Below are 19648 nucleotides of genomic sequence, written 5' to 3' on the forward strand. Positions count from 1 at the left end.
CCACGTGTTACGCGCCGAGAAGACCAGCCCGTGGCGTGGTGCCTACGAGTTCACCGTGGACGGTGCCCCGGTCAGCAGCTTCAGCTCGCACTGGTGGCGTTCCGGGGGCCGGATGACGATCGACGGCCGGGACCACGAGATCCGGGCCGGGCGCTGGGGTGGCACCTACACGATGACCGACACCACCGACGGTGCCGACCGGGTCGTCGCCACGGCCGAGCGGGTCGCGCGCAAGCACTGGACCGTCACCGCCGACGGGCGCTCGTACCGGTTCCGGCGGGCGTCGATGTGGAGTTCCGAGCAGCTGCTCGTCGAGGGGGAGCAGGCCATCGGGTCGATCCGCAAGCTGAGCTGGTGGCGCGGCGGGGCCGAGGCCGAGCTGCCCGGGCTGAGCCTGCCGGTGCAGCTGTTCGTGGTCGCCGTGGTGCTCTCGATGTGGGAGCAGCAGAGCGCCGCCGCATCGGGTGGTGGCGGCTGATGCGCACCCCCGTCCCCGAGTACCTGGCCGAGGTTCTCGACGGCGTCGCAGCCGATCGCTCCGGCGCCGTCGCCGACTACATCCCGGATCTCGCCGCGGCCGATCCGGAGGTGCTCGGCGTCGCCGTGACCACGGTCGCCGGCCGCACCTACGCCGCCGGCGACGCCGACGTCGAGTTCTCCATCCAGTCGATTTCCAAGCCGTTCGCCTACGCTGCCGCGCTCGCCGACCGCGGCACCGAGGTGGTGGACGCGACGGTGGGCGTCGAACCGTCCGGGGAGGCGTTCGACGAGCTGTCGCTGGAGGGCGGGACGCACCGCCCGAAGAACCCGATGATCAACGCAGGCGCCATCGCGGTGCACCACCTGCTGCGCGGGCCGGACGCGACGGGTGCCGCGCGGGTCGACCGGGTGCTGGAGTTCTTCTCCGAGCTGGCGGGGCGGCGGTTGTCGATCGACGAGTCGGTGTACCGGTCGGAGATGGACACCGCGGACCGGAACCTCGCCATCGCGCACATGCTGCGCAACTACCGGGTGCTCGACGCGCCGGCCGCCGAGGTCGTCGACGGCTACACCCGCCAGTGCGCGGTGCTGGTGACCGTCCGCGATCTGGCGGTGATGGGGGCGACGCTGGCCAATGCGGGCGTCCATCCGGTCACCGGGCGGCGGGTCGTTCCGGCCGCGGTGGCCCGCCGGACGTTGTCGGTGATGGCCGGTTCCGGCATGTACGACGGCGCGGGGGACTGGCTGGTCCGGGTCGGCATCCCGGCGAAGAGCGGCGTCGCGGGCGGGCTGCTCGGCGCACTGCCCGGCCAGCTCGGGCTCGCCACCGTGTCCCCGCGGCTGGACGCGCACGGCAACAGCGTGCGCGGCGTCGCGATCTGCGAGCGGCTCTCCCGCGACATGGGCATGCACCTGATGGAGGCCGAGCCGTACGGGGCGACCGTGGTGCGCGGCACCCGGGTGGACGGTGACGCGACGGTCGTCGCACTGCAGGGGGTCGTGCAGTTCGCCGGCGCCGAGACGGTGCTCGACCGGTTGGCCGCGGAGCCGATCGGCACCCGGGAGGTGGTGCTGGACCTGGCCCGGGTCGACCGGTTCTCCGACGTCGGACGGCGGATGGTGCTGGAGGGGCTGCGCCGCCTCGCCGGGGACGGTCACGTCGTCGCCGTCGTCGACCCGGACGGTGTGCTGCCGGATCCGGACCTCGGCGACGGGACGCGACCGCTGGTCCGGACCTGACGTGGTACTGGCGTCGGAGGCCGGCGGCCGGGATCGCTCAGCCGCTGCCCCAGCGGCACCCGGCCTCGGGCGGTACCGGCCCGGACGGCTTCCGGCCGGGCCTCAGCGCAGCGGGTCGAAGCTGCGCAGCAGCGGCGCCGTCTCGCCGTGCAGGATCTGCCGGGCCAGCAGCCGGCCGGTGAGCGGTCCGAGCGCGACGCCCCACATGCCGTGTCCGCCGGCGACGTGCACGCCCGGGGTGCGGGTCGCACCGACCAGGGGCAGCCCGTCGGTGGTGCACGGCCGGGAGCCGACCCACTCGTCGCGGCGCGCGGTGAAGTCGATGCCGGTGAACATCGGACGCGCCGCGTCGGCGATCGCCTCGATGCGGCGCGGGTCGAGGGGGGCGTCCGGGTCGCGGAACTCCATCATCCCGGCGACCCGCAGGCCGTCCTGCGGCCCGCCGAGCGGGGTGCACGCCACCCGCTGGGTGGGGAAGTAGACCGGGTTGCGCGGGGTCGCCTCGGGCTCGACGGTGAAGCTGTAGCCGCGACCGGCCTGGACCAGCCGCTTCACGCCGTGGTCGCGGGCGAGCCCGCCCAGCCAGGCCCCGTTGGCCAGGACCACCGCGTCGGCCTCGAGCACGTTCCCGTCGTCGAACCGCACGCGCGGCCGCCCGCCGCCCTCGACCCGCTCGACGTCACGGCCGGTCACGATCTCGGCCCCGGCGAGCTTCACCGCGTCGGCCAGGGAGTGCACGAACCGGCCGGGGTTGATGAACCGCTGACCGTCGATGCGCAGGCCGCACCGCACCCCGGCACCGAGCGCCGGCTCCAGCTCGTGGACCTGCGCGTCGTCCAGCAGCGCGTAGTCGGTCCTGCCACCACCGGCGTTGACCCGGCGGAACTCCTCGACCAGCACCTCGCGGTCGGTCTCGGAGGAGAACGCGGCGAGCATCGGGGTCGCCTGCCGGATCGGCTCGGTGACACCGCCGGTGTCGGCCGCCCCGGCCAGCTCGTCGTAGGCGTCGAGCGCGTCGGCGTTGGCGGCGATGAACACCTGCAGCGCCTGGCGCCACCGGCGGTCGGTGCAGTGCCGCGCGAATCCGGCCAGGAACCCGAACAGCTTCGGGTCCCACCGCGGCGGGACGTAGACCGGCGAGCGCGGGCTCAGCAGCGCCCGGATCCCGGTCGCCAGGATCGCCGGCTCGGGCAGCGGGAGGGTCAGCGCCGGCGCGAGCCAGCCCGCGTTGCCCCACGACGAACCGGCCGCGATCTCGTGCCGCTCCACGAGCGTGACCTCGGCCCCGCCGCGCTGCAGGTGCCACGCGGAGGCCAGGCCGACGATCCCGCCACCGACCACGACGATCTTCTGGTTGCCCATACCGCAAGTGTCCCGCCGAACGCGGTCCACGGCTGTGGCGCTTCGGCCACGACCCGCGCCGCAGGGTTGTGCGATCCCACAGCGGCGATCCCACAGCGGCGATCCCACAGCGGCGATCCCACAGCAGCGATCCCGGGACGGACCCGGCCGCGGTCAGCCGGCCTGCCGGGCCGCCAGATGCGCCATCAGCGCGAGCCGGGTGGCCGGGTCGTCGGGATCGACCCCGCAGGCCAGTGCCCGCCGGAGGCGGTTGCGGACGGTGTTGGGGTGGACCCGCAACACACCGGCCGCCTGCGCGACGCTGCCGGCGGCGGCCAGGTAGGCGTCCACGGTGGACGCCAGCTCGGTGCCGTGCTCGGCGTCGTGGCGCTCCAGCGTCGTCAACGGGCTCGCCTGCGCGTAGGTCACCAGGAACCCCCGGACCCGCTCGACCAGCACGTCGGCGAACACCTCGGGCAGCTCGGCCACCCGGGCGCCCCCCGCACCCCGGACGAGCACCGAGGCCACCTCGGCGGCGGTCGCGGCCGAACGGGCCAGGTCGTGCGCCGGCACCGGGTCACCGATCCCGGCCACGAAGTCCGACCGCCCCGCCACCCGTTCCACGAAGTCGGTGAGGATCCGGCGAGCCGACGACGCGCCGAGCACCCCGTACAGCACGTCGTCACGGACCGCGGACACCGATCGCGGGACCACCGCATTGAGGTGCAGGGTCAGCGCGCTCGCGGTCCGCTCCAGCAGATCGGGGGAGCGGCCCCGGATCGCGACGACCACGAGCTGCTCGGGCAGCGCCGCCCGAGCGGCCTCGCGCACCGCGGCCTCACCGCCCGCGAGCAGGCGGTCCAGCTGCTGGGCACGCGCGCGGCGGGCCTCGTCGGACTCCCGGCGCGCCGCCCGCAGGTGCTGTGCCACGGCCGGGGCCGCCGCCCGCAGAGCCGCGCGCTGACCGGCGTCCGGGGCGGCGTCGGTGACCGCCCAGATGGATCCGAGCAGTTCGCCGTGCGCGCGGACCGCGATCACCGCCCGGGGCAGCATGTCCAGCTCGGCCACCTCGACGACGACCACGTCGTCGGAGGTGCGGAGCCGCTCGAACACCCCGGCCCGCTCCAGCGCCTGGCGGACCTGCCGCGGGACCTGCCGGTTGAGGATCGTCTCGACCCGCGTCCGGTCCGCCCCCGCATGGTCACCCGCGTGCGCGACGACGACGGTGTCGGGATCCTCGATGGTGATCGGGCAGCCGAGGCGCTCGGCGAGGTCGCGCGCCAAGCCGAACAGGTCGTTCTCGCCGGACATGCACCCTCCTTTCCGGGATCGTCGCACGGGCTGTGCCGGTTCCGTCCAATACCTCGGTGCCGACGCCCGGATAGGTTCCGTCGCGACCCGACGGTGACGACCGACGACACGAGACGATCTGCCAGGAGGAACCGGTGACCCGCGAACTCGTCTACACGGGATTCATGACGCTCGACGGTGTGCTCGACTCGCCGGGCGGCACGGAGGAGGGGCACCGCAGCGGCGGGTGGGTGATGAAGACCGAGTTCGTGCCGGAGGCCTTCTCGCTCAAGGAGGACGAGCTCGCCGAGACCTCGGCACTGCTGCTCGGGCGCCGCAGCTACCAGGCGTTCGCGCCCTACTGGTCCACCTCCGAGGACCACGCCGCCTACCAGGACCTGCCGAAGTACGTGGTGTCGTCCGGCCTGACCGACGCCGATCTCGTCGACGGGTGGGGGCCGAGCACGATCCTGCGCTCGCTCGACGACGTCGCCGAGCTCAAGCGTGGTGACGGGGGCGCGCTCTTCGTGCACGGCAGCGCGGAGCTGGCCCGCGGCCTCGCCGACGCCGATCTGGTCGACCGCTACCACCTACTGGTGTTCCCGGTGCTGCTCGGCGCGGGCAAGAGCCTGTTCGACCGGGCCGATCGGGACGCCCGCCGGCTCCGGCTGCGCGACACCGCGTCCTACTCGAACGGGGTGGTCAAGCTGGTGTACGACGTCGTCCGGTGAGGCTGCGGTCCGGCGTCGCGGCCCGCCCGAACGCGTCCAGCGCGATCGCGCCGCCGGTGCCGCTGCGCAACCGCCCGGCGGTCCGGCCGACATAACGGCGCAGGTCCCGGGCCAGGTGCGGCTCGTCGTAGAAGCCGTGGGCGGCGACGACAACGGCCACGTCCTGTCCGGCGGCCAGCGCCTCGGCCGCGGACCGGGCCCGCCTGATCCGGCGGACGCCGTTGCGGGTCAATCCGGTGGCGCGGCGGAAGCGGCGTTCGACGGTGCGTTCGTGCGCGTCCGGCCGGGCACCACCGGCGACGGCGGTGACCAGCGGGTCCCGCTCGACGGCGCCGTCCCGCACGAGCCGGGCGACCAGTGCCTCGGCGTCGTCCGCCGACGGGATCTCCCAGCTGCCGCCGGGAAGCTCGAACCGCCGGCGGACGGTGTCCGGCAGCGTGATCCCGGAGTCGAGCAGGTCGGGCATCCGGGCCGCCCGCAACGTCGTGCCGACCGCGAACTGGATGCCGACGAACCGGGCGTCGCTCGGGACGGGTGCGGTGCCGGTGCGGGTCTCGGGACCGGTGACGGCGGCGTGCACGGCGCCGTGCCGCTCCCAGAACACCAGGCCCCAGGTCTCGCAGGCCACCGAGGTCATCGAGGTGACACCGTCGCTGGTCGAGGTCCAGACGGAGTCCACCCACGACGAGTCGGACTCGCGGGTGTCCAGCACCAGCAGCGGCTCCATGGCGGTCATCATCCCGCGGCGGCGGAGCCGGTGCGGCGCGACGGCCGTCCCGCTCAGCGCAGGGCCTCGACCACCCCGGCGACGAGGGGATCGACGTCGGCGCCCCGGTCGGTCTCCTCGACCAGGTTCGCGATCATCACCGGTGCCCAGAACTTGCGCAGGTGCCCGGCGATGGTCTCGACCGCCTCGTCGTGCGGGCGGCCGGCGAACTGGCGGGCGATCTCGTGCGCCATCCGCAGCTCCGGGGTGGTGGTGCCGGACATCGTCAGTCCCCCGCCACGGCGACGGCGGACTCCCGCCCCGATCCCTGCTCCGCGGCCTCCGGCTCCACCCGCAGCGCGACCTGGACCGCGGTGACCTTGTACTCCGGGCAGTTGGTCGCCCAGTCCGAGTTCTCGGTGGTGACCACGTTCGCCCCGGACACCGGATGGTGGAAGGTCGTGTAGACGACGCCGACCGGCATCCGGTCCGACAACCGGGCGCGCAGCCGGGTCGAACCGACCCGGGAGGTGATCTCGACGAAGTCCCCGTCGGAGATCCCGCGGTCCTCCGCGTCGTGCGGGTGGATCTCCAGCAGGTCCTCGGCGTGCCAGGACGAGTTGGCGGTGCGCCGGGTCTGCGCACCGACGTTGTACTGGCTGAGGATCCGTCCGGTGGTCAGGATCAGCGGGTAGCGCCGTGTGCTGCGCTCCAGGGTCGGGACGTAGGTCGTGGCCATGAGCTTGCCCTTGCCGCGGGCGAAGCCGTCGACGTGCATGATCGGCGTCCCGAGCGGGGCGGCGTCGTTGCACGGCCACTGCACCGAGCCGACCTCGTCGAGGTAGCGGTGGCTGACCCCGGCGAACGTCGGGGTGGTCGCGGCGATCTCGTCCATGATGTCCGACGAGCTCTGCCAACCCATGTCGAAGCCCATCAGGCCGGCGATCTCGGCGACCACCTGCCACTCGTGCTTGCCGGTGCGCGGCGCGGTCGTCGGCCGGACCCGGTTGATCCGGCGTTCGGCGTTGGTGAAGGTGCCGTCCTTCTCCAGGAACGACGTGCCGGGCAGGAAGACGTGCGCGAACCGGGCGGTCTCGTTGAGGAACAGGTCCTGCACGACGAGGCAGTCCAGCGCGGTGAGCGCCGCCTCGACGTGGCGGGTGTTCGGGTCGGACTGGGCGATGTCCTCGCCCTGCACGAACAGGCCGCGGAAGGTGCCGCGCACGGCGGCGTCGAACATGTTCGGGATCCGCAGCCCGGGGTTCGGGTCGAGCGTGGTGCCCCACAGCTGCTCGTAGATGTCGCGGACGGACTCGGTGCCGATGTGCCGGTAGCCGGGCAGCTCGTGCGGGAACGACCCCATGTCGCAGGAGCCCTGGACGTTGTTCTGCCCGCGCAGCGGGTTCACCCCGACGCCCTCGCGGCCGATGTTGCCGGTCAGCATGGCCAGGTTGGCCATGCCCATCACCATCGTCGAGCCCTGGGAGTGCTCGGTGACGCCGAGGCCGTAGTAGATGGCGCCGTTGCCGCCGGTCGCGAACAGCCGGGCCGCGGCGCGCACCTCGTCGGCGTCGACGCCGGTGACCTCCTCCAGCATCTCCGGCGAGTGCTCCGGGCCCGAGATGAACTCCAGGTACTCCTCGACGCCCTCGCAGCGGCCCGCCAGGAACTCCTGGTCGGTCAGGCCCTCGGTGACCACGACGTGGGCCATCGCGTTGATCAGCGCGACGTTCGTGCCGGGCTGCAGCTGCAGGTGGTGGGCGGCCTCGATGTGCGGTGAGCGGACCAGGTCGATCCGGCGCGGGTCGGCGACGATCAGCTTCGCGCCGGCGCGCAACCGGCGCTTCATCCGGGACGCGAACACCGGGTGCGCGTCGGTCGGGTTGGCGCCGATCACCAGCAGCACGTCGCTGTGCTCGACCGAGGCGAACGTCTGGGTACCCGCCGAGGTCCCGAACGTCTGGTTGAGCCCGTAACCGGTGGGGGAGTGGCAGACCCGGGCGCAGGTGTCGACGTTGTTGTTGCCGAAGGCCCCGCGCACCATCTTCTGGACGGCGTAGACCTCCTCGTTCGTCGTCCGCGACGAGGTGATCCCCCCGATCGCGCCCGGCCCGACCGCGGACCGGATGGCGGAGAACCGGCGGGCCACCTCACCGAGCGCGGTGTCCCAGTCGACCTCGCGCCACTCCTCGTCGATCGAGTCGCGGATCATCGGCGAGAGCACCCGGTCGGGGTGGTCGGCGTAACCGAAGGCGAACCGTCCCTTGACACAGCTGTGGCCCTCGTTCGCGCCGCCGTCCTTGTAGGGCACCATGCGGACCAGCTGGTCGCCGCGCAGCTCGGCCTTGAACGAGCAGCCGACACCGCAGTAGGCGCACGTGGTGAGCACCGTGCGGTTCGGCATGCCGAGATCGACGACGCTCTTCTCCTGCAGCGTCGAGGTCGGGCAGGCCTGCACGCAGGCGCCGCAGGAGACGCACTCGCTGGACAGGAAGTCGGCTGCACCGCCGGGGGCGATCCGGCTGTCGAAGCCGCGGCCCTCCATGGTGAGCGCGAGGGTGCCCTGCACCTCGTCGCAGGCGCGCACGCAGCGCGAGCAGGCGATGCACTTGCTGGGGTCGTAGTCGAAGTACGGGTTGGAGGTGTCCTTGCCCTCGTCGAGGTGGTTCGAGCCCTCGTAGCCGTACCGGACCTCGCGCAGCCCGACGACACCCGCCATGTCCTGCAGCTCGCAGTCGCCGTTGGCCGGGCAGGTCAGGCAGTCCAGCGGGTGGTCGGAGATGTAGAGCTCCATCACGCCCCGGCGCAGCTCCTCCAGCTGCGGGGTCTGCGTGGACACCGTCATACCGTCCGCGCACGGCGTGGTGCAGCTGGCCGGGGTGCCCTTGCCGCCCTCGATCTCGACCAGGCACAGCCGGCACGAGCCGAACGGTTCCAACGAGTCGGTCGCGCACAGCTTCGGGATGGCGATCCCGGCCTCGGACGCCGCCCGCATCACCGAGGTGCCGGCCGGGACCTCGACGGTGTGCCCGTCGATCTCGACGGTGACCGTGGTGTCCGAGGTCCGGGCGGGCGTGCCGTGGTCGGTCTCCTTGAGCAGGGCCATGGCTACTCCTCCGTGCCCATCAGTGCCGCATTGCGGGCGGCCGTGTCGGCGGCGAACTTGTCCGGGACCGGCGGTCCGGTCGGTGCCGGGGGCCGGTCGAAGTCCTCGGCGAAGTCGGTGACGGCGCTGCGCACCGGCATCGGGGTGAGGCCGCCCATCGCGCACAGCGAACCCTTGGTCATGGTGTCGCAGAGGCTGTCGAGCAGGACCAGGTTCCGTTCCCGGTCCACCCCACCGATGATCTTGTCGATGGTCTCGACGCCACGCACCGCACCGACCCGGCACGGCGTGCACTTGCCGCAGGACTCGATCGCGCAGAACTCCATCGCGAACCGGGCCTGACGGGCCATGTCGACGGTGTCGTCGAAGACCACCACGCCGCCGTGCCCGATCATCGCGTTCGCCGCGGCGAACCCCTCGTAGTCCATCGGCAGGTCGAACCGGTCGGTCGGCAGGTAGGCGCCCAGCGGGCCGCCGACCTGCACGGCGCGTACCGGCCGACCCGACGCGGTGCCGCCGCCGTAGCCCTCGACCAGCTCGCCGAGGGTGATGCCGAACGCGGTCTCCACGATCCCGCCGCGGCGCACGTTGCCGGCGAGCTGGAAGACCTGGGTCCCGCGGGAACGCTCGACGCCCAGCTCCTGGTAGGCGGCCGGACCGTCCGCCATGATCATCGGCACGGAGCCGAGGGTCAGCACGTTGTTGACGACCGTCGGCCGGCCGAACAGCCCCTGCAGCGCCGGGATCGGTGGCTTCGCCCGCACCGTGCCGCGTCTGCCCTCGAGGCTCTCCAGCATCGAGGTCTCCTCGCCGCAGATGTAGGCACCGGCACCGACCCGCACGAACAGGTCGAACGACAGCTCACTGCCGGCGATCCGCTCGCCCAGTCGGCCGCGCGAATAGGCGATCTCGATGGCCTGGCGCATCACGCGGACCGCGTCGGGGTACTCCGAGCGCAGGTAGATGTAGCCCTCGGAGGCGCCCACCGCGTACGCGGCGATGGTCATGCCCTCGATCAGGGTGAACGGGTCACCCTCCATCAGCATCCGGTCGGCGAAGGTGCCCGAGTCGCCCTCGTCGGCGTTCGCGCAGACGAACTTCAGCCCGGCCGGGGCCTCGTGCACGGTCTTCCACTTGATCCCGGCGGGGAATCCGGCGCCACCGCGACCGCGCAGGCCGGACTCGGTGACGGCCGCGACCACCTCGGCGGGCGACATCTGCAGGGCCCGGTCGAGGCCTGCGTAGCCACCGTGGCGGGTGTAGTCCTCGATGCTCAGCGGATCGACCACCCCGACCCGCCGGAAGGTGACGCGCTGCTGGGACGCGAGCCAGTCGATCTCCTCGGTGCGGCCGTGGCAGAGCCGGGTCGGCGCACCGTCGAGCAGCCCGGCGCCGACCAGCTCAGCGACGTCGGCGGCGTCCACCGGCCCGTACGCCACCCGGCCCTCGGGCGTCTCGACCTCGACCAGCGGTTCGCGCCACAACATGCCGCGGGAACCGTTGCGGACGATCCGGATCTCGCGCCCGGCGTCGGCGGCGGCGGAACGCAGGGCGTCCGCGACCTCGTCGGCGCCGACCGAGCGTGCCGCGGAGTCGGCGGGGACGTAGACCGTGGTCTGTGCGCTGGCCGGCGTGCTCGTCGGTGTGCTCATGGGGCGGCCTCCCGCAGGAGCGCGTCGAACCGGTCGGGGGTGACCCGCCCGTGCAGCCGTCCGTCGACGGTGACGGCGGGGCCGAGCGCGCAGTTGCCGAGGCAGAAGATCTGTTCCAGCTCGTAGGTGCCGTCGTCGGTGCGGGCGTCCATGGCGATGCCGAGCGCGGTCGTGGCGTGCTCGACGAGCTCGTTCGCGCCGACCGCCTGGCAGGCCTCGGCCCGGCAGATCTGCACCACGCACCGTGCGGCCGGGGTGCGCCGGAAATCCTTGTAGAAGGTCGCGACGCCGTGCACCTCGGCCTCGGAGAGGTTGAGCACCTCGGCGATCACCGTCGTGTCGGCGTGGGTGACGTGGCCCATCTCCTCGACCACCCGGTGCAGGATCGGCATCAGCGCGCCGCGCTCGCCGGACAGGCCGGCGGCGATCTCCCGGACGGCGGCGGCCCGCCCGGTGTCGAGTGCCACCTCGGACATGTGCCTCCCCATCGCCGGTGATGCTCCTCACACAGTGACAACAGGGGGCGGCAACGGACAAGGGGCCTGTGAGTCGACCTGTCGATCTGCTGATAAGTAACGTCGATCACAGCTGGTTAGACTCGTGCAGATGGCGGCCGACATCCTCATACGTCAGCTGGAGTACGTCGTCGCGCTGGCCCGCGAGGAGCATTTCGGCCGCGCGGCGGTGGCCTGTCACGTCAGCCAGCCCGCGCTGTCCGCCGGGGTCCGCAAGCTGGAGCGGGAGCTGGGCGTGACGATCGTGCGCCGGGGCCGCCGGTTCGCCGGGTTCACCGAGGAGGGCCGCAGGGTGGTGGCCTGGGCGCACCGGATCCTCGCCGAGCGCGACGGGCTGCGCAGCGACCTGGGCCGCATGCACGACCAGTTGACCAGCACCCTGCGGATCGGCGCCATCCCCACCGCGGTGCCGCCGAGCCCTCTGGTGACGATCCCGTTCCGCCACCGGCATCCGCAGTCGCGGGTACGGATCGAGGCCCTCCCCTCGACCGAGATCCTGCGCAGGCTCGACGGGTTCGAGATCGACGTCGGTCTCACCTACATCGACCAGCACACGCCGGAGTCGACCTCGGCGATCCCGCTCTACCGCGAGCACTACCTGCTGCTCACCCCGTCCGGCGGCGAGCTCGCCGCACGCGAGGTCGTGCGCTGGACCGACCTCGGTGCGCTGCCGCTGTGCATGCTGGACACCAGCATGCAGAACCGCCGGATCCTCGACCACTCCGCCGCCGCGGCCGGGGCCCGGCTCGCCCCGGTCGTCGAGACGAACACCGTCGACTCGCTGTACGCGCACGCCGCGAGCGGTGGGTACTCCAGCATCATCGCCCACACCTGGCTGCACGCGTTCGGCATCCCGGCGGGCATGACGACCGTCCCGCTCGCCGGGCCGGGGCCCCGGCCGACGGTCGGGATCGTCACCGGCCGCCGGCCCCACTCGATCGCCGCGCAGGCCCTGCTGGAGGTCGTCGGCGGGCTCGACGTCGCCGCCGAGCTGGACCGTTCGGCGACCGCGGCGACCGCGGCGACCGGGTGAGCGGCCCGGGGGCACCGGCCGGCCTCACTGCCCGACGAGCTCGATCCAGCCCCGGATCATCTCCGGTGTGACCTGCCCGACGAGCTCGGGATGGTTGTCCCGGACATGTCGGCGCACCGTCTCGACGAGCGCCTCCTGGTCGGTGTCGCGCGCCTGGTAGCCGCACTCACAGGTCACCTGATGCTGCATGACGGTTCCTCCGCGGGGTCGACGGTCCTCCGGACTGATGAGAACGGGACTATGGCCACCGCCGGTTGCCGCGGGGCGGTCGCGACGTTGCAGGAACCTTGTCACCATGGCCGGGTGCGCATCCAGCTGCACGGGCAGTTCATGGTCGTGGTCGACGGCCGGGTGGTGCAGGGCCGGCTGCCCGGCCGCCGGGCGCGCATGCTCGTCGCGTACCTGGCGGACCGTCCGCGGCCGATCGAGCGGACGGCGCTGATGGAGGTCCTCTGGGAGCCCGGGCCCCCCGGCCCGGGCGGCCCGCGGGTGTTCGACGCGCTGTTGTCCAAGACCAGGGCGGTCCTGAGACCGGTCGAGATCCGCGGCCGGGACGCGGTGAACCTCGTCGTTCCCCCCGGCGGGCTGGTCGACGCGACGACGGCGGCGATGGCACTGCACGAGGCGGAGGCCGCCGCGGGCGTGCGGGACTGGCGGCGCGCCTGGGCGCACGCGCTCAGCGCCGTGTTCGTGACCCAGCGCGAGTTCCTGCCCGGCTTCACCGGGGAGTGGGTCGCGCGCCGCCGGGACGAGGCCCGCCTGGCCCACACGGCGGCGACCGCCTGCTACGCCGAGGCATGTCTGGAGCTGGGCGGGTCGGAACTGGCGAGTGCCGAGCGCTGTGCGCGCCGGCTGCTGGCCGACGACCCGCTCGGTGAGCGGGGATACCGCCTGCTCATGCGGGCGGTGGCCGGCCGGGGCGACCGGGCCGCTGCCCTGGCGGTCTACCAGCAGCTCCGGCGGACCCTGCGCGACGAGCTCGGCGTGTCACCGGACCGCCGGTCGACCGAGCTGAACCGGGCCCTGCTCGCAGGCGAGGTCTGAGCGGCCCGGGCGGAGCGGCCGCCGAGGTCCTCGGCCGCAGAGCCGAATCAGCCGGCGCTTCACCTCGCCGTCGCGCGGCCGTCACCGGGGACACCACGGCGGTCTCCTGGCGGGGCGGCGCCACACGGGGTCAGGCCCGGCGGGCCTCCTCGGCCGCACGCGGGCCGTCCCCGGCCGACCCGGTCGCGGTACTCCACGAACACCACAGCTGGGCGTACGGTCCGTCGGACGCGGTCAGCTCCGCATGGCTGCCGCTCTCGACGACCCGCCCGCCCGCCATGACGACGATCCGGTCGCACACGGCTGCCTGGGAGAGGCGGTGCGCGATCACCAGGCCCGCCCGGCCGTGCAGCGCGGCGTCCGCGGAGCGGTCCAGGAGCTCCGCGTAGCTGGATCCGGCCTCCGCGGTCGCCTCGTCGAATATCGCCAGTTCAGGGTCGGCGAGCACCACTCTGGCCAGCGCGATCTGCTGGGCCTGGGCCGGTGTGAGCGCCCGCCCGGCTGCGCCGAGTGCGGTGTCCAGGCCGTCCGGCAGGTCGAGCAGACCGGCCGCACCCGTCCGGTGCAGCGCCGCCTCGAGATCGAGGTCGGAGGCCCCCGGCGTGGCCAGGGTCAGGTTGTCCCGCAGCGTCCCGGCGAAGACGTGGGTGTCCTGGCTGATCATGACCGTGTCCACCGGGCGGGTCACGGTCCCCTCGTCCGGGATGTGGATTCCGGCGAGCAGCGCCGCGAGGGTCGTCTTCCCGGCCCCGGACGCGCCGACGACCGCCACCCGCTCGCCCCGCCCGACGGTCAGGTCGACGCCGTGCAGCACCCGGCCGCCACCGGGATAGCCGAAGGCCACCCCGCAGAGCCGGGCGACGGCCGGATCGGACGGCGGCGCGGAGGGTGGCGTGTCCCCGGTGGTCGGCATGGTGACCACACCGATGATGCGGTTGAGCGAGGCCAGCGCCGACTGCAGGACGTCGATGACCATCAGCAGCTGGGTGACCGGCCGGGCGAGCCGGAGAAAGACGAGCATCGCCGTGGTGGCGGCTCCGATCGTGGACTGTCCGGCGCCGATCAGCAGGCAGCCGGTGACCAGGATGGCGGACAACCCCACGTACTCGGCGACGTTGAGCCGGCCCACGAACATGTTCTGCACGGTCCGGGCGCGCAGGCTGTGCCGCACCACCTCCCAGGACGCACGGATCACCCGGTGGTGCCTGCGGTCGCCGAGCCCGAGCGCCTGGACGGTCTCGAAGCCGCGCAGAGACTCCAGGATCTGCTGGGCGCGGTCGCCCGTCGCCGTCCGTTCCGCCTGGTACACCTGCGGCGCCGTGCGGAGGTACCAGCGCAGGGCAAGCAGGTACACGGGCAGCGTCACGGTCAGGGCCAGCCCGTAGCGCCAGTCCAGCGCGGCCATCCCGGCGAACGAGACGACGATCGTGAACGCCGCCGAGGTCAGGGCCGGGACGACCCGCTGTGCGGCGTCGGCGACCTGTGCGACGTCGTCGCTGGCCCTGGCCACCAGATCCCCGGTGCCGGCGCGTTCGACGACGCCCTGCGGCAGCTGCATCGCCTTCGACACGAGGCGCTCGCGCAGTTCGGCCAGCATCGTCTGGTAGATCCGCCCGGCGAGCACCGCGGTCACCGCGGCACCGACCGCACCCGCCGTCGCCGTCGCGACCATGACCGCGACGGTCCACCAGACGGTGGCGGCGTCCGCGGTGCCGGCGTGCACCGCGTTGATCAGGGTGCCGAGCACCACCGGCATCGCCAGCCCGAGTGCCGCGGACACCAGCCCGACCACCGCGACGGCGAACATCCCGGCGCGACGGCCGCGACTGGTGCGCCACAGCTCGCGCCCGGTCTCCCGCCAGCCGGCGACCGGCAGGCCCGTGGCGTCCGGCCGGCTCCGGGTGGACGTCATCGGGTCCCTCCGTTCTCGTCGCCGTCCACCGGGGGGAGTGCCGGCGCCAGCTCGACCACCCGGTCGCACCCGCCGAGCAGGGCCGGGGACGCGGTGATCACCAGTGTCGACCGGGGGTGCCCCGACTGCGGTTCCCGGGCCCGGCGCAACCGGGCGGCGATGGTCGTCCCGGTGACGGAATCGACCGCGGTCGCCGGTTCGTGCAGGACCAGGACGGGGGGATCCGCGGCGTACGCCCTCGCCAGCGCGAGGCGCTGGCGCTGGCCGCCGGAGAGCCGGTTGCCGTTCTCCCCGACCTCGGTGCCGAGCCCGTCGCGCGAGCTGTGCACGAAGTCGTCGCAGGCGGCCGCCCAGAGCGCGGTACGACGGTGCTGGGCGGTGGCACCGGGCAGGTCCAGGTTGTCGGCGACGGTGCCACTGAACATGGTCGCCTCGTGCGGTGCGACGACGATCCGCGAGCGGTACTGCGCGGGATCGAGCCGGTCGGCGCGGATCCCGTCGACCCGGACGTCGACGAGATCGTCCGGCGCCCGCGGGGCGAGCAGGGCGGTGACGATCCGGGCGGCCGTACGGTCGTCGGTGCGCAGACCGACCAGCGCGCCGGGTTCGACGTGGACGGGCTCGTGCCCGCCGACGGCGAGCTCGAGGGACGGAACCGGGGTGACGTCCGGTACGCGGCCCTCCGGCGTCGGTGCGGACGTGGCGCTCCGCAGCAGGTCCAGCACCCGGCCGCCGGAGCCGACCGCGGCGGCACCGACGGCGCCGGCGTTCGCCGTCAGCAGGTTCAGCGGCACCAGCAGCGCCTGGGTGAGCCCGGCCACCGTGATCAGCTCGCCGATCGTGATGTCTCCGGTGACCGCGAAGAAGCCCGCCAGGCCTGCGACACCGGCGACGAACACTCCACTGATCGAGTTGCTCCCGGCGAGATAGCGGCCCAGCGAGCCGGTGTTGCGGTACGCGCCGTCGAGCGCTGCCCGGCTCTCCCTGCGGTAGCGACGGGTCGCTTCCTGCTCGGCGCGGACACCCTTGATCACCCGGTAGCCGGTCACCAGGTCGGTGGCCCGCCCCACGGCATCGGCGAGCAGCGCCTGTGCGTGTCGTGCACTGCGGGCGAACGGTCCGCTCAGCGCGCCCATCAGCCACACCATGACGGGGGCGCCGAGCAGCACGGTCAGCCCGAGCGGCCAGTGGATCGTGAACAGCGACACCGCGACGAACGCGATCCCGGCGAGCTCACCCACCGGGTACACGCCCAGGTTCACCGCAGTGGACAACCGGGTGAGGTCGTTGGTCGTGGTGGCCAGAATGACGCCGTCGGCCTGCGGCACCCGCCCGTCGGGTGGATGCAGCACCGACCCGGACAGCGTGCTGCGGAGCCGGTGCTCGACCAGTTCGACGGCCCGGGCGGCGAGCAACGCGCTGAACCGCAGGGACAGGGTCAGCGCGACGAAGACGGCCCCGAGCAGAACCAGCCAGCCGCTCAGCCGGGCCAGGTCCCCGGTCTGCAGGGCCCGGTCGATGGCCAGCCCCATGATCACCGGCACCAGCGCCCCGGCCACGTTCTGGACGATGCAGAGTGCTGCAGCCGGAACGGTGAGCCGCTTCGCCGAGAGCGCCACGCGGGTGGTGAACCGGCGGGCCCCCTCGCCCGCCACGAGGGGGAAAGGGGTCGTCGCCGGCGGCTCGGCGGACGCCTGCCCGAACACCGGGAGCCTGCGGGTGAGCGGGCCGCGCCCGAGCCCCGCCCGGTCCCCGGGGCTCACCGGGCGCCCGGCCGGCGGTGACCGGTGTCCGCCACGAGGTGGCGCGAGCGGTCGTCGACGGTCAACCGGAGTGGGCCGGGACGGCGGCGGACGGGGTCGCAGGACGCCTCCGCGCGGTGTTGGTCATATCGTCCTCTCCGGTCGTCGACGGTCCGGTCGGGTTGCACGCCCGGCGTGCAAAGGGCAGCCTAACCATCAGAGATCCGCAACGAGGGCGGTACTCACGGTGATCGTGACCACGAAGGTAAAGGTAGCCTCAGTTAACTTCACGAGATAGCCTCCGTTTCGGCGCGACAGCCTGCCGGTCCGCGTGTCGGTCCACAGCCGGTGCGAACCCGTGACCCGGCGCTGTGGGTATCGCGGATGCGGATGATTCGCGGGAATTCGACGACGATCCGCGTCGACCGAGGCCGCACGTCCGGTGACGGTTCGGATCGGCGACGGCACGGACCCGAGGACACGGACCCCGACGGAGAGGACCGAACGATGGCCCCCAACCCGTTCGACGACGATGAAGGCGCGTTCTACGCGCTGGTCAACCATGAAGATCAGTACTCGCTCTGGCCGACCTTCACCCCGGTTCCCGATGGTTGGACGGTCGCCTTCGGTGGTCCCGGCGGGAAGCCGCGCCAGGAGGTTCTCGACTGGATCGAGGCCACCTGGACCGACCTGCGACCGAAGTCGCTGCGTGACCACATCGCCGCGCACACGGCCGCCGCGACCGCCGACGGTCCGCGGGCCGGCGCCGAACGCCCAGCTGACACCTGATCAGGAGAGGAATCCGATGCTTCGCACCGTGCTCGGCGGGAAGATCCACCGCGCGACCGTGACCCAGGCCGACCTGCACTACGTCGGTTCGCTGACCCTCGACACCGAGCTGGCGGGTGCCGCGGGTCTCGTCGAAGGCGAGAAGGTCCAGGTCGTCGACATCACCAACGGGGCCCGGCTCGACACGTACGTGATCCTCGGTGAACCCGGTTCCGGTGTGGTGTGCATCAACGGTGCGGCGGCGCACCTCGTCCATCCCGGCGACCTGGTGATCATCATCTCCTTTCTGCAGGCCGACGATGCCGAGCTGACCGGGTACGAACCACGGATCGTCCACGTCGATGCGGACAACCGGATCGTCAAGCTCGGTGAGGACCCGGCCGAGCCGGTTCCCGGGGCGACCGACCAGTTCGCGTCGAGGACCCTGTGAGCGCTGTGATGCCCGAGCCGGCCCCACTGGTTCTGGACGGTGTCGTCCCGTATCCCGAGGAGTTCGCCGATCGTTACCGCCGGGAGGGTTACTGGACCGACCAGACCTTCGCCGAGATGCTGTTCGAGACGGTCGAGCGGGTGCCGGAGGACATCGCGCTCGTCGCCGGGGACGTCGAGCTCAGCTACGCCGAGCTCGGTGACCGGGTGCTGCGCCTGGCCGCCGGGCTGGAATCGCTCGGCATCGGACGCGGTGACCGCGTCGTCGTCCAGCTTCCCAACGTCGTCGAGTACGTGCCGCTGGTGTTCGCGCTCTTCGAGATCGGGGCGATCCCGGTTCTCGCACTCGCCGCGCACGCGCGCAACGAGATCGCCTACTTCGTCGACCTGGCCGACGCCCGTGCCTACATCACCGTCGAGTCGCACGACGGCAGCGACCTGGCCGCACTCGCCGCGGAGCTGAAGGGGGCCTCGCCGACGCTGGAGCACACGATCCTGCTCGGCCGCGGGGGCGGTGGCCCGGACCTCGATCGGCTGCTGGCCCACGAACCGCTCCGGCACGAGCGCCGCTCGCTGCCACAGGACGTCGCGTTCCTGCAGCTCTCCGGCGGGACCACGGGAACGTCCAAGCTGATCCCGCACACCCACGAGGCGTATCTCGGCTCGATGCGGGAGGCGGCGCGCGTCGGCGGGGTCACCGCCGCGTCGGTGCAGCTGGTCGTCCTGCCGATGCCGCACAGCTTCGCGATGCGCTCACCCGGGTACCTGGGTGCACTGCACGCCGGCGCGACCGTCGTGCTCGCGCCCGACGGCAGCCCGGACACCGCATTCCCGCTGGTCGAGCGGCACCGTGTCACCGAGACCGCGCTGGTGCCGCCGCTCGCTCTGGCCTGGCTGAACTCGTCGCTGCGGCCGCGGTACGACCTGAGCAGCCTGCAGGTGGTGCGGGTGGGCGGCGCGAAGTTCGGCGCCCAGGCCGCCGGCCGGATCCGTACCGAGCTGGGTGCGACCCTGCAGCAGAGCTACGGCATGGCCGAGGGCCTGCACACCTTCACCGAGCTGGACGAGGACGAGGAGACGATCACCACCTGCCAGGGCAGGCCGACCTCGCCCGCCGACGAGATCCTGATCGTCGACGAGCAGGACCGGCCGGTGCCGCCCGGCTCCGCCGGGCACCTGCTCACCAGGGGGTTCGCCACGATCCGGGGTTACTACCGCGCCCCCGAGCACGACGCGCAGGCCTTCACCGCTGACGGCTTCTACCGGGTGGGTGACCTGGTCCGCCAGGATCCGCGCGGTTACCTGACCGTCGTCGGGCGGGCCAAGGACCAGATCAACCGGGGTGGGGAGAAGATCGCCCCGGAGGAGGTGGAGAACCTCCTGCTCGCCCACCCCGCGGTCCACGACGCCTCGGTGGTGGGCGTCCCCGACGAAGTACTCGGCGAGCGCACGAAGGCGTATCTGGTGCCCCGCGCGGACACCGACCGGTCGGGGCTGGACCTGCCCGGCGTCCGGTCGTTCCTGCGCGAACGGCAACTGGCCGCGTACAAGCTTCCCGATCTGGTCGAGGTCGTCGAGGCGTTCCCGAGCACGGTCGCCGGCAAGGTCAGCAAGCGGGCTCAGCGGAAGAAGGCGTGAT

General features: G+C 72.9%; 18 protein-coding genes. 8 read left to right on the forward strand and 10 right to left on the reverse strand.

Annotation, left to right across the window (positions count from 1 at the left end):
* The first annotated feature begins 4 nt into the window (after positions 1-4).
* Entirely contained in the window at positions 5-478 is a 474-nt protein-coding gene (locus tag AB0J24_RS07830) for a hypothetical protein (protein WP_358677114.1), read from the forward strand.
* Positions 478-1719: a glutaminase gene (locus AB0J24_RS07835; protein WP_358677116.1), complete on the forward strand. Its 1242-nt coding sequence runs from the start codon at positions 478-480 to the stop codon at positions 1717-1719. Before AB0J24_RS07830 ends, AB0J24_RS07835 begins: the two co-directional genes overlap by 1 nt.
* Before the next feature lie 102 nt (positions 1720-1821).
* On the opposite strand, the gene AB0J24_RS07840 is transcribed toward AB0J24_RS07835, so the two are convergent.
* Both AB0J24_RS07840 and AB0J24_RS07845 read right to left on the reverse strand, forming a co-directional pair.
* Positions 1822-3189: an FAD-dependent oxidoreductase gene (locus AB0J24_RS07840; protein WP_358677119.1), complete on the reverse strand. Its 1368-nt coding sequence runs from the start codon at positions 3187-3189 to the stop codon at positions 1822-1824.
* A 45-nt stretch (positions 3190-3234) separates the two neighbouring features.
* Positions 3235-4371 (reverse strand): helix-turn-helix domain-containing protein, encoded by a 1137-nt coding sequence (locus tag AB0J24_RS07845; RefSeq protein WP_358677122.1) that lies wholly within the window; start codon positions 4369-4371, stop codon positions 3235-3237.
* A gap of 134 nt (positions 4372-4505) precedes the next feature.
* On the opposite strand from AB0J24_RS07845, the gene AB0J24_RS07850 reads away from it, so the two are divergent.
* A complete protein-coding gene (locus AB0J24_RS07850) occupies positions 4506-5081 on the forward strand; it encodes a dihydrofolate reductase family protein (protein ID WP_358677125.1) in 576 nt (191 codons plus the stop codon).
* Here AB0J24_RS07850 and AB0J24_RS07855 read toward each other — a convergent pair.
* From AB0J24_RS07855 to AB0J24_RS07875, 5 genes are read right to left on the reverse strand one after another with little or no spacing between them, the layout of a single operon-like run.
* The gene (locus tag AB0J24_RS07855; protein ID WP_358677128.1) at positions 5053-5808 is read right to left on the reverse strand and encodes a helix-turn-helix domain-containing protein; all 756 of its coding nucleotides are present in this window, start codon (positions 5806-5808) and stop codon (positions 5053-5055) included. The genes AB0J24_RS07850 and AB0J24_RS07855 overlap by 29 nt on opposite strands.
* 53 nt (positions 5809-5861) lie before the next feature.
* Positions 5862-6071 (reverse strand): formate dehydrogenase subunit delta, encoded by a 210-nt coding sequence (locus AB0J24_RS07860; protein ID WP_358677131.1) that lies wholly within the window; start codon positions 6069-6071, stop codon positions 5862-5864.
* Between the two features lie 2 nt (positions 6072-6073).
* On the reverse strand, positions 6074-8893 hold the full coding sequence (fdhF, locus tag AB0J24_RS07865) for a formate dehydrogenase subunit alpha (RefSeq protein ID WP_358677134.1): 2820 nt from the start codon (positions 8891-8893) through the stop codon (positions 6074-6076).
* A gap of 2 nt (positions 8894-8895) precedes the next feature.
* The gene (locus AB0J24_RS07870; RefSeq protein ID WP_358677138.1) at positions 8896-10545 is read right to left on the reverse strand and encodes an NADH-ubiquinone oxidoreductase-F iron-sulfur binding region domain-containing protein; all 1650 of its coding nucleotides are present in this window, start codon (positions 10543-10545) and stop codon (positions 8896-8898) included.
* Entirely contained in the window at positions 10542-11033 is a 492-nt protein-coding gene (locus tag AB0J24_RS07875; protein ID WP_358677141.1) for an NAD(P)H-dependent oxidoreductase subunit E, read from the reverse strand. Before AB0J24_RS07875 ends, AB0J24_RS07870 begins: the two co-directional genes overlap by 4 nt.
* A gap of 118 nt (positions 11034-11151) precedes the next feature.
* On the opposite strand from AB0J24_RS07875, the gene AB0J24_RS07880 reads away from it, so the two are divergent.
* On the forward strand, positions 11152-12093 hold the full coding sequence (locus AB0J24_RS07880) for a LysR family transcriptional regulator (RefSeq protein WP_358677144.1): 942 nt from the start codon (positions 11152-11154) through the stop codon (positions 12091-12093).
* A gap of 24 nt (positions 12094-12117) precedes the next feature.
* Here the strand turns inward: AB0J24_RS07880 and AB0J24_RS07885 are convergent, their stop codons facing one another.
* Positions 12118-12282, reverse strand: a complete 165-nt coding sequence (locus tag AB0J24_RS07885; RefSeq protein WP_358677147.1) for a DUF1059 domain-containing protein — start codon at positions 12280-12282, stop codon at positions 12118-12120.
* Positions 12283-12396: 114 nt separating this feature from the next.
* Between AB0J24_RS07885 and AB0J24_RS07890 the strand changes: the two genes are divergently transcribed.
* Positions 12397-13137 (forward strand): bacterial transcriptional activator domain-containing protein, encoded by a 741-nt coding sequence (locus tag AB0J24_RS07890; RefSeq protein ID WP_358677150.1) that lies wholly within the window; start codon positions 12397-12399, stop codon positions 13135-13137.
* Positions 13138-13267: 130 nt separating this feature from the next.
* Here the strand turns inward: AB0J24_RS07890 and AB0J24_RS07895 are convergent, their stop codons facing one another.
* Both AB0J24_RS07895 and AB0J24_RS07900 read right to left on the reverse strand, forming a co-directional pair.
* On the reverse strand, positions 13268-15049 hold the full coding sequence (locus tag AB0J24_RS07895; RefSeq protein ID WP_358677153.1) for an ABC transporter ATP-binding protein: 1782 nt from the start codon (positions 15047-15049) through the stop codon (positions 13268-13270).
* Positions 15046-16812, reverse strand: a complete 1767-nt coding sequence (locus AB0J24_RS07900) for an ABC transporter ATP-binding protein (RefSeq protein ID WP_358677155.1) — start codon at positions 16810-16812, stop codon at positions 15046-15048. The genes AB0J24_RS07895 and AB0J24_RS07900 overlap by 4 nt, the downstream gene beginning before the upstream one ends.
* A gap of 486 nt (positions 16813-17298) precedes the next feature.
* Between AB0J24_RS07900 and AB0J24_RS07905 the strand changes: the two genes are divergently transcribed.
* From AB0J24_RS07905 to AB0J24_RS07915, 3 genes are read left to right on the forward strand one after another with little or no spacing between them, the layout of a single operon-like run.
* On the forward strand, positions 17299-17580 hold the full coding sequence (locus AB0J24_RS07905; protein WP_358677157.1) for an MbtH family protein: 282 nt from the start codon (positions 17299-17301) through the stop codon (positions 17578-17580).
* A gap of 16 nt (positions 17581-17596) precedes the next feature.
* Positions 17597-18010 (forward strand): aspartate 1-decarboxylase, encoded by a 414-nt coding sequence (panD, locus tag AB0J24_RS07910; protein ID WP_358677159.1) that lies wholly within the window; start codon positions 17597-17599, stop codon positions 18008-18010.
* Positions 18011-18018: 8 nt separating this feature from the next.
* Entirely contained in the window at positions 18019-19647 is a 1629-nt protein-coding gene (locus AB0J24_RS07915; RefSeq protein WP_358677383.1) for an AMP-binding protein, read from the forward strand.
* The last annotated feature ends 1 nt before the right edge of the window (position 19648 follow it).

This window comes from Pseudonocardia sp. NPDC049635 (assembly GCF_040659795.1).
Lineage (GTDB): Bacteria > Actinomycetota > Actinomycetes > Mycobacteriales > Pseudonocardiaceae > Pseudonocardia.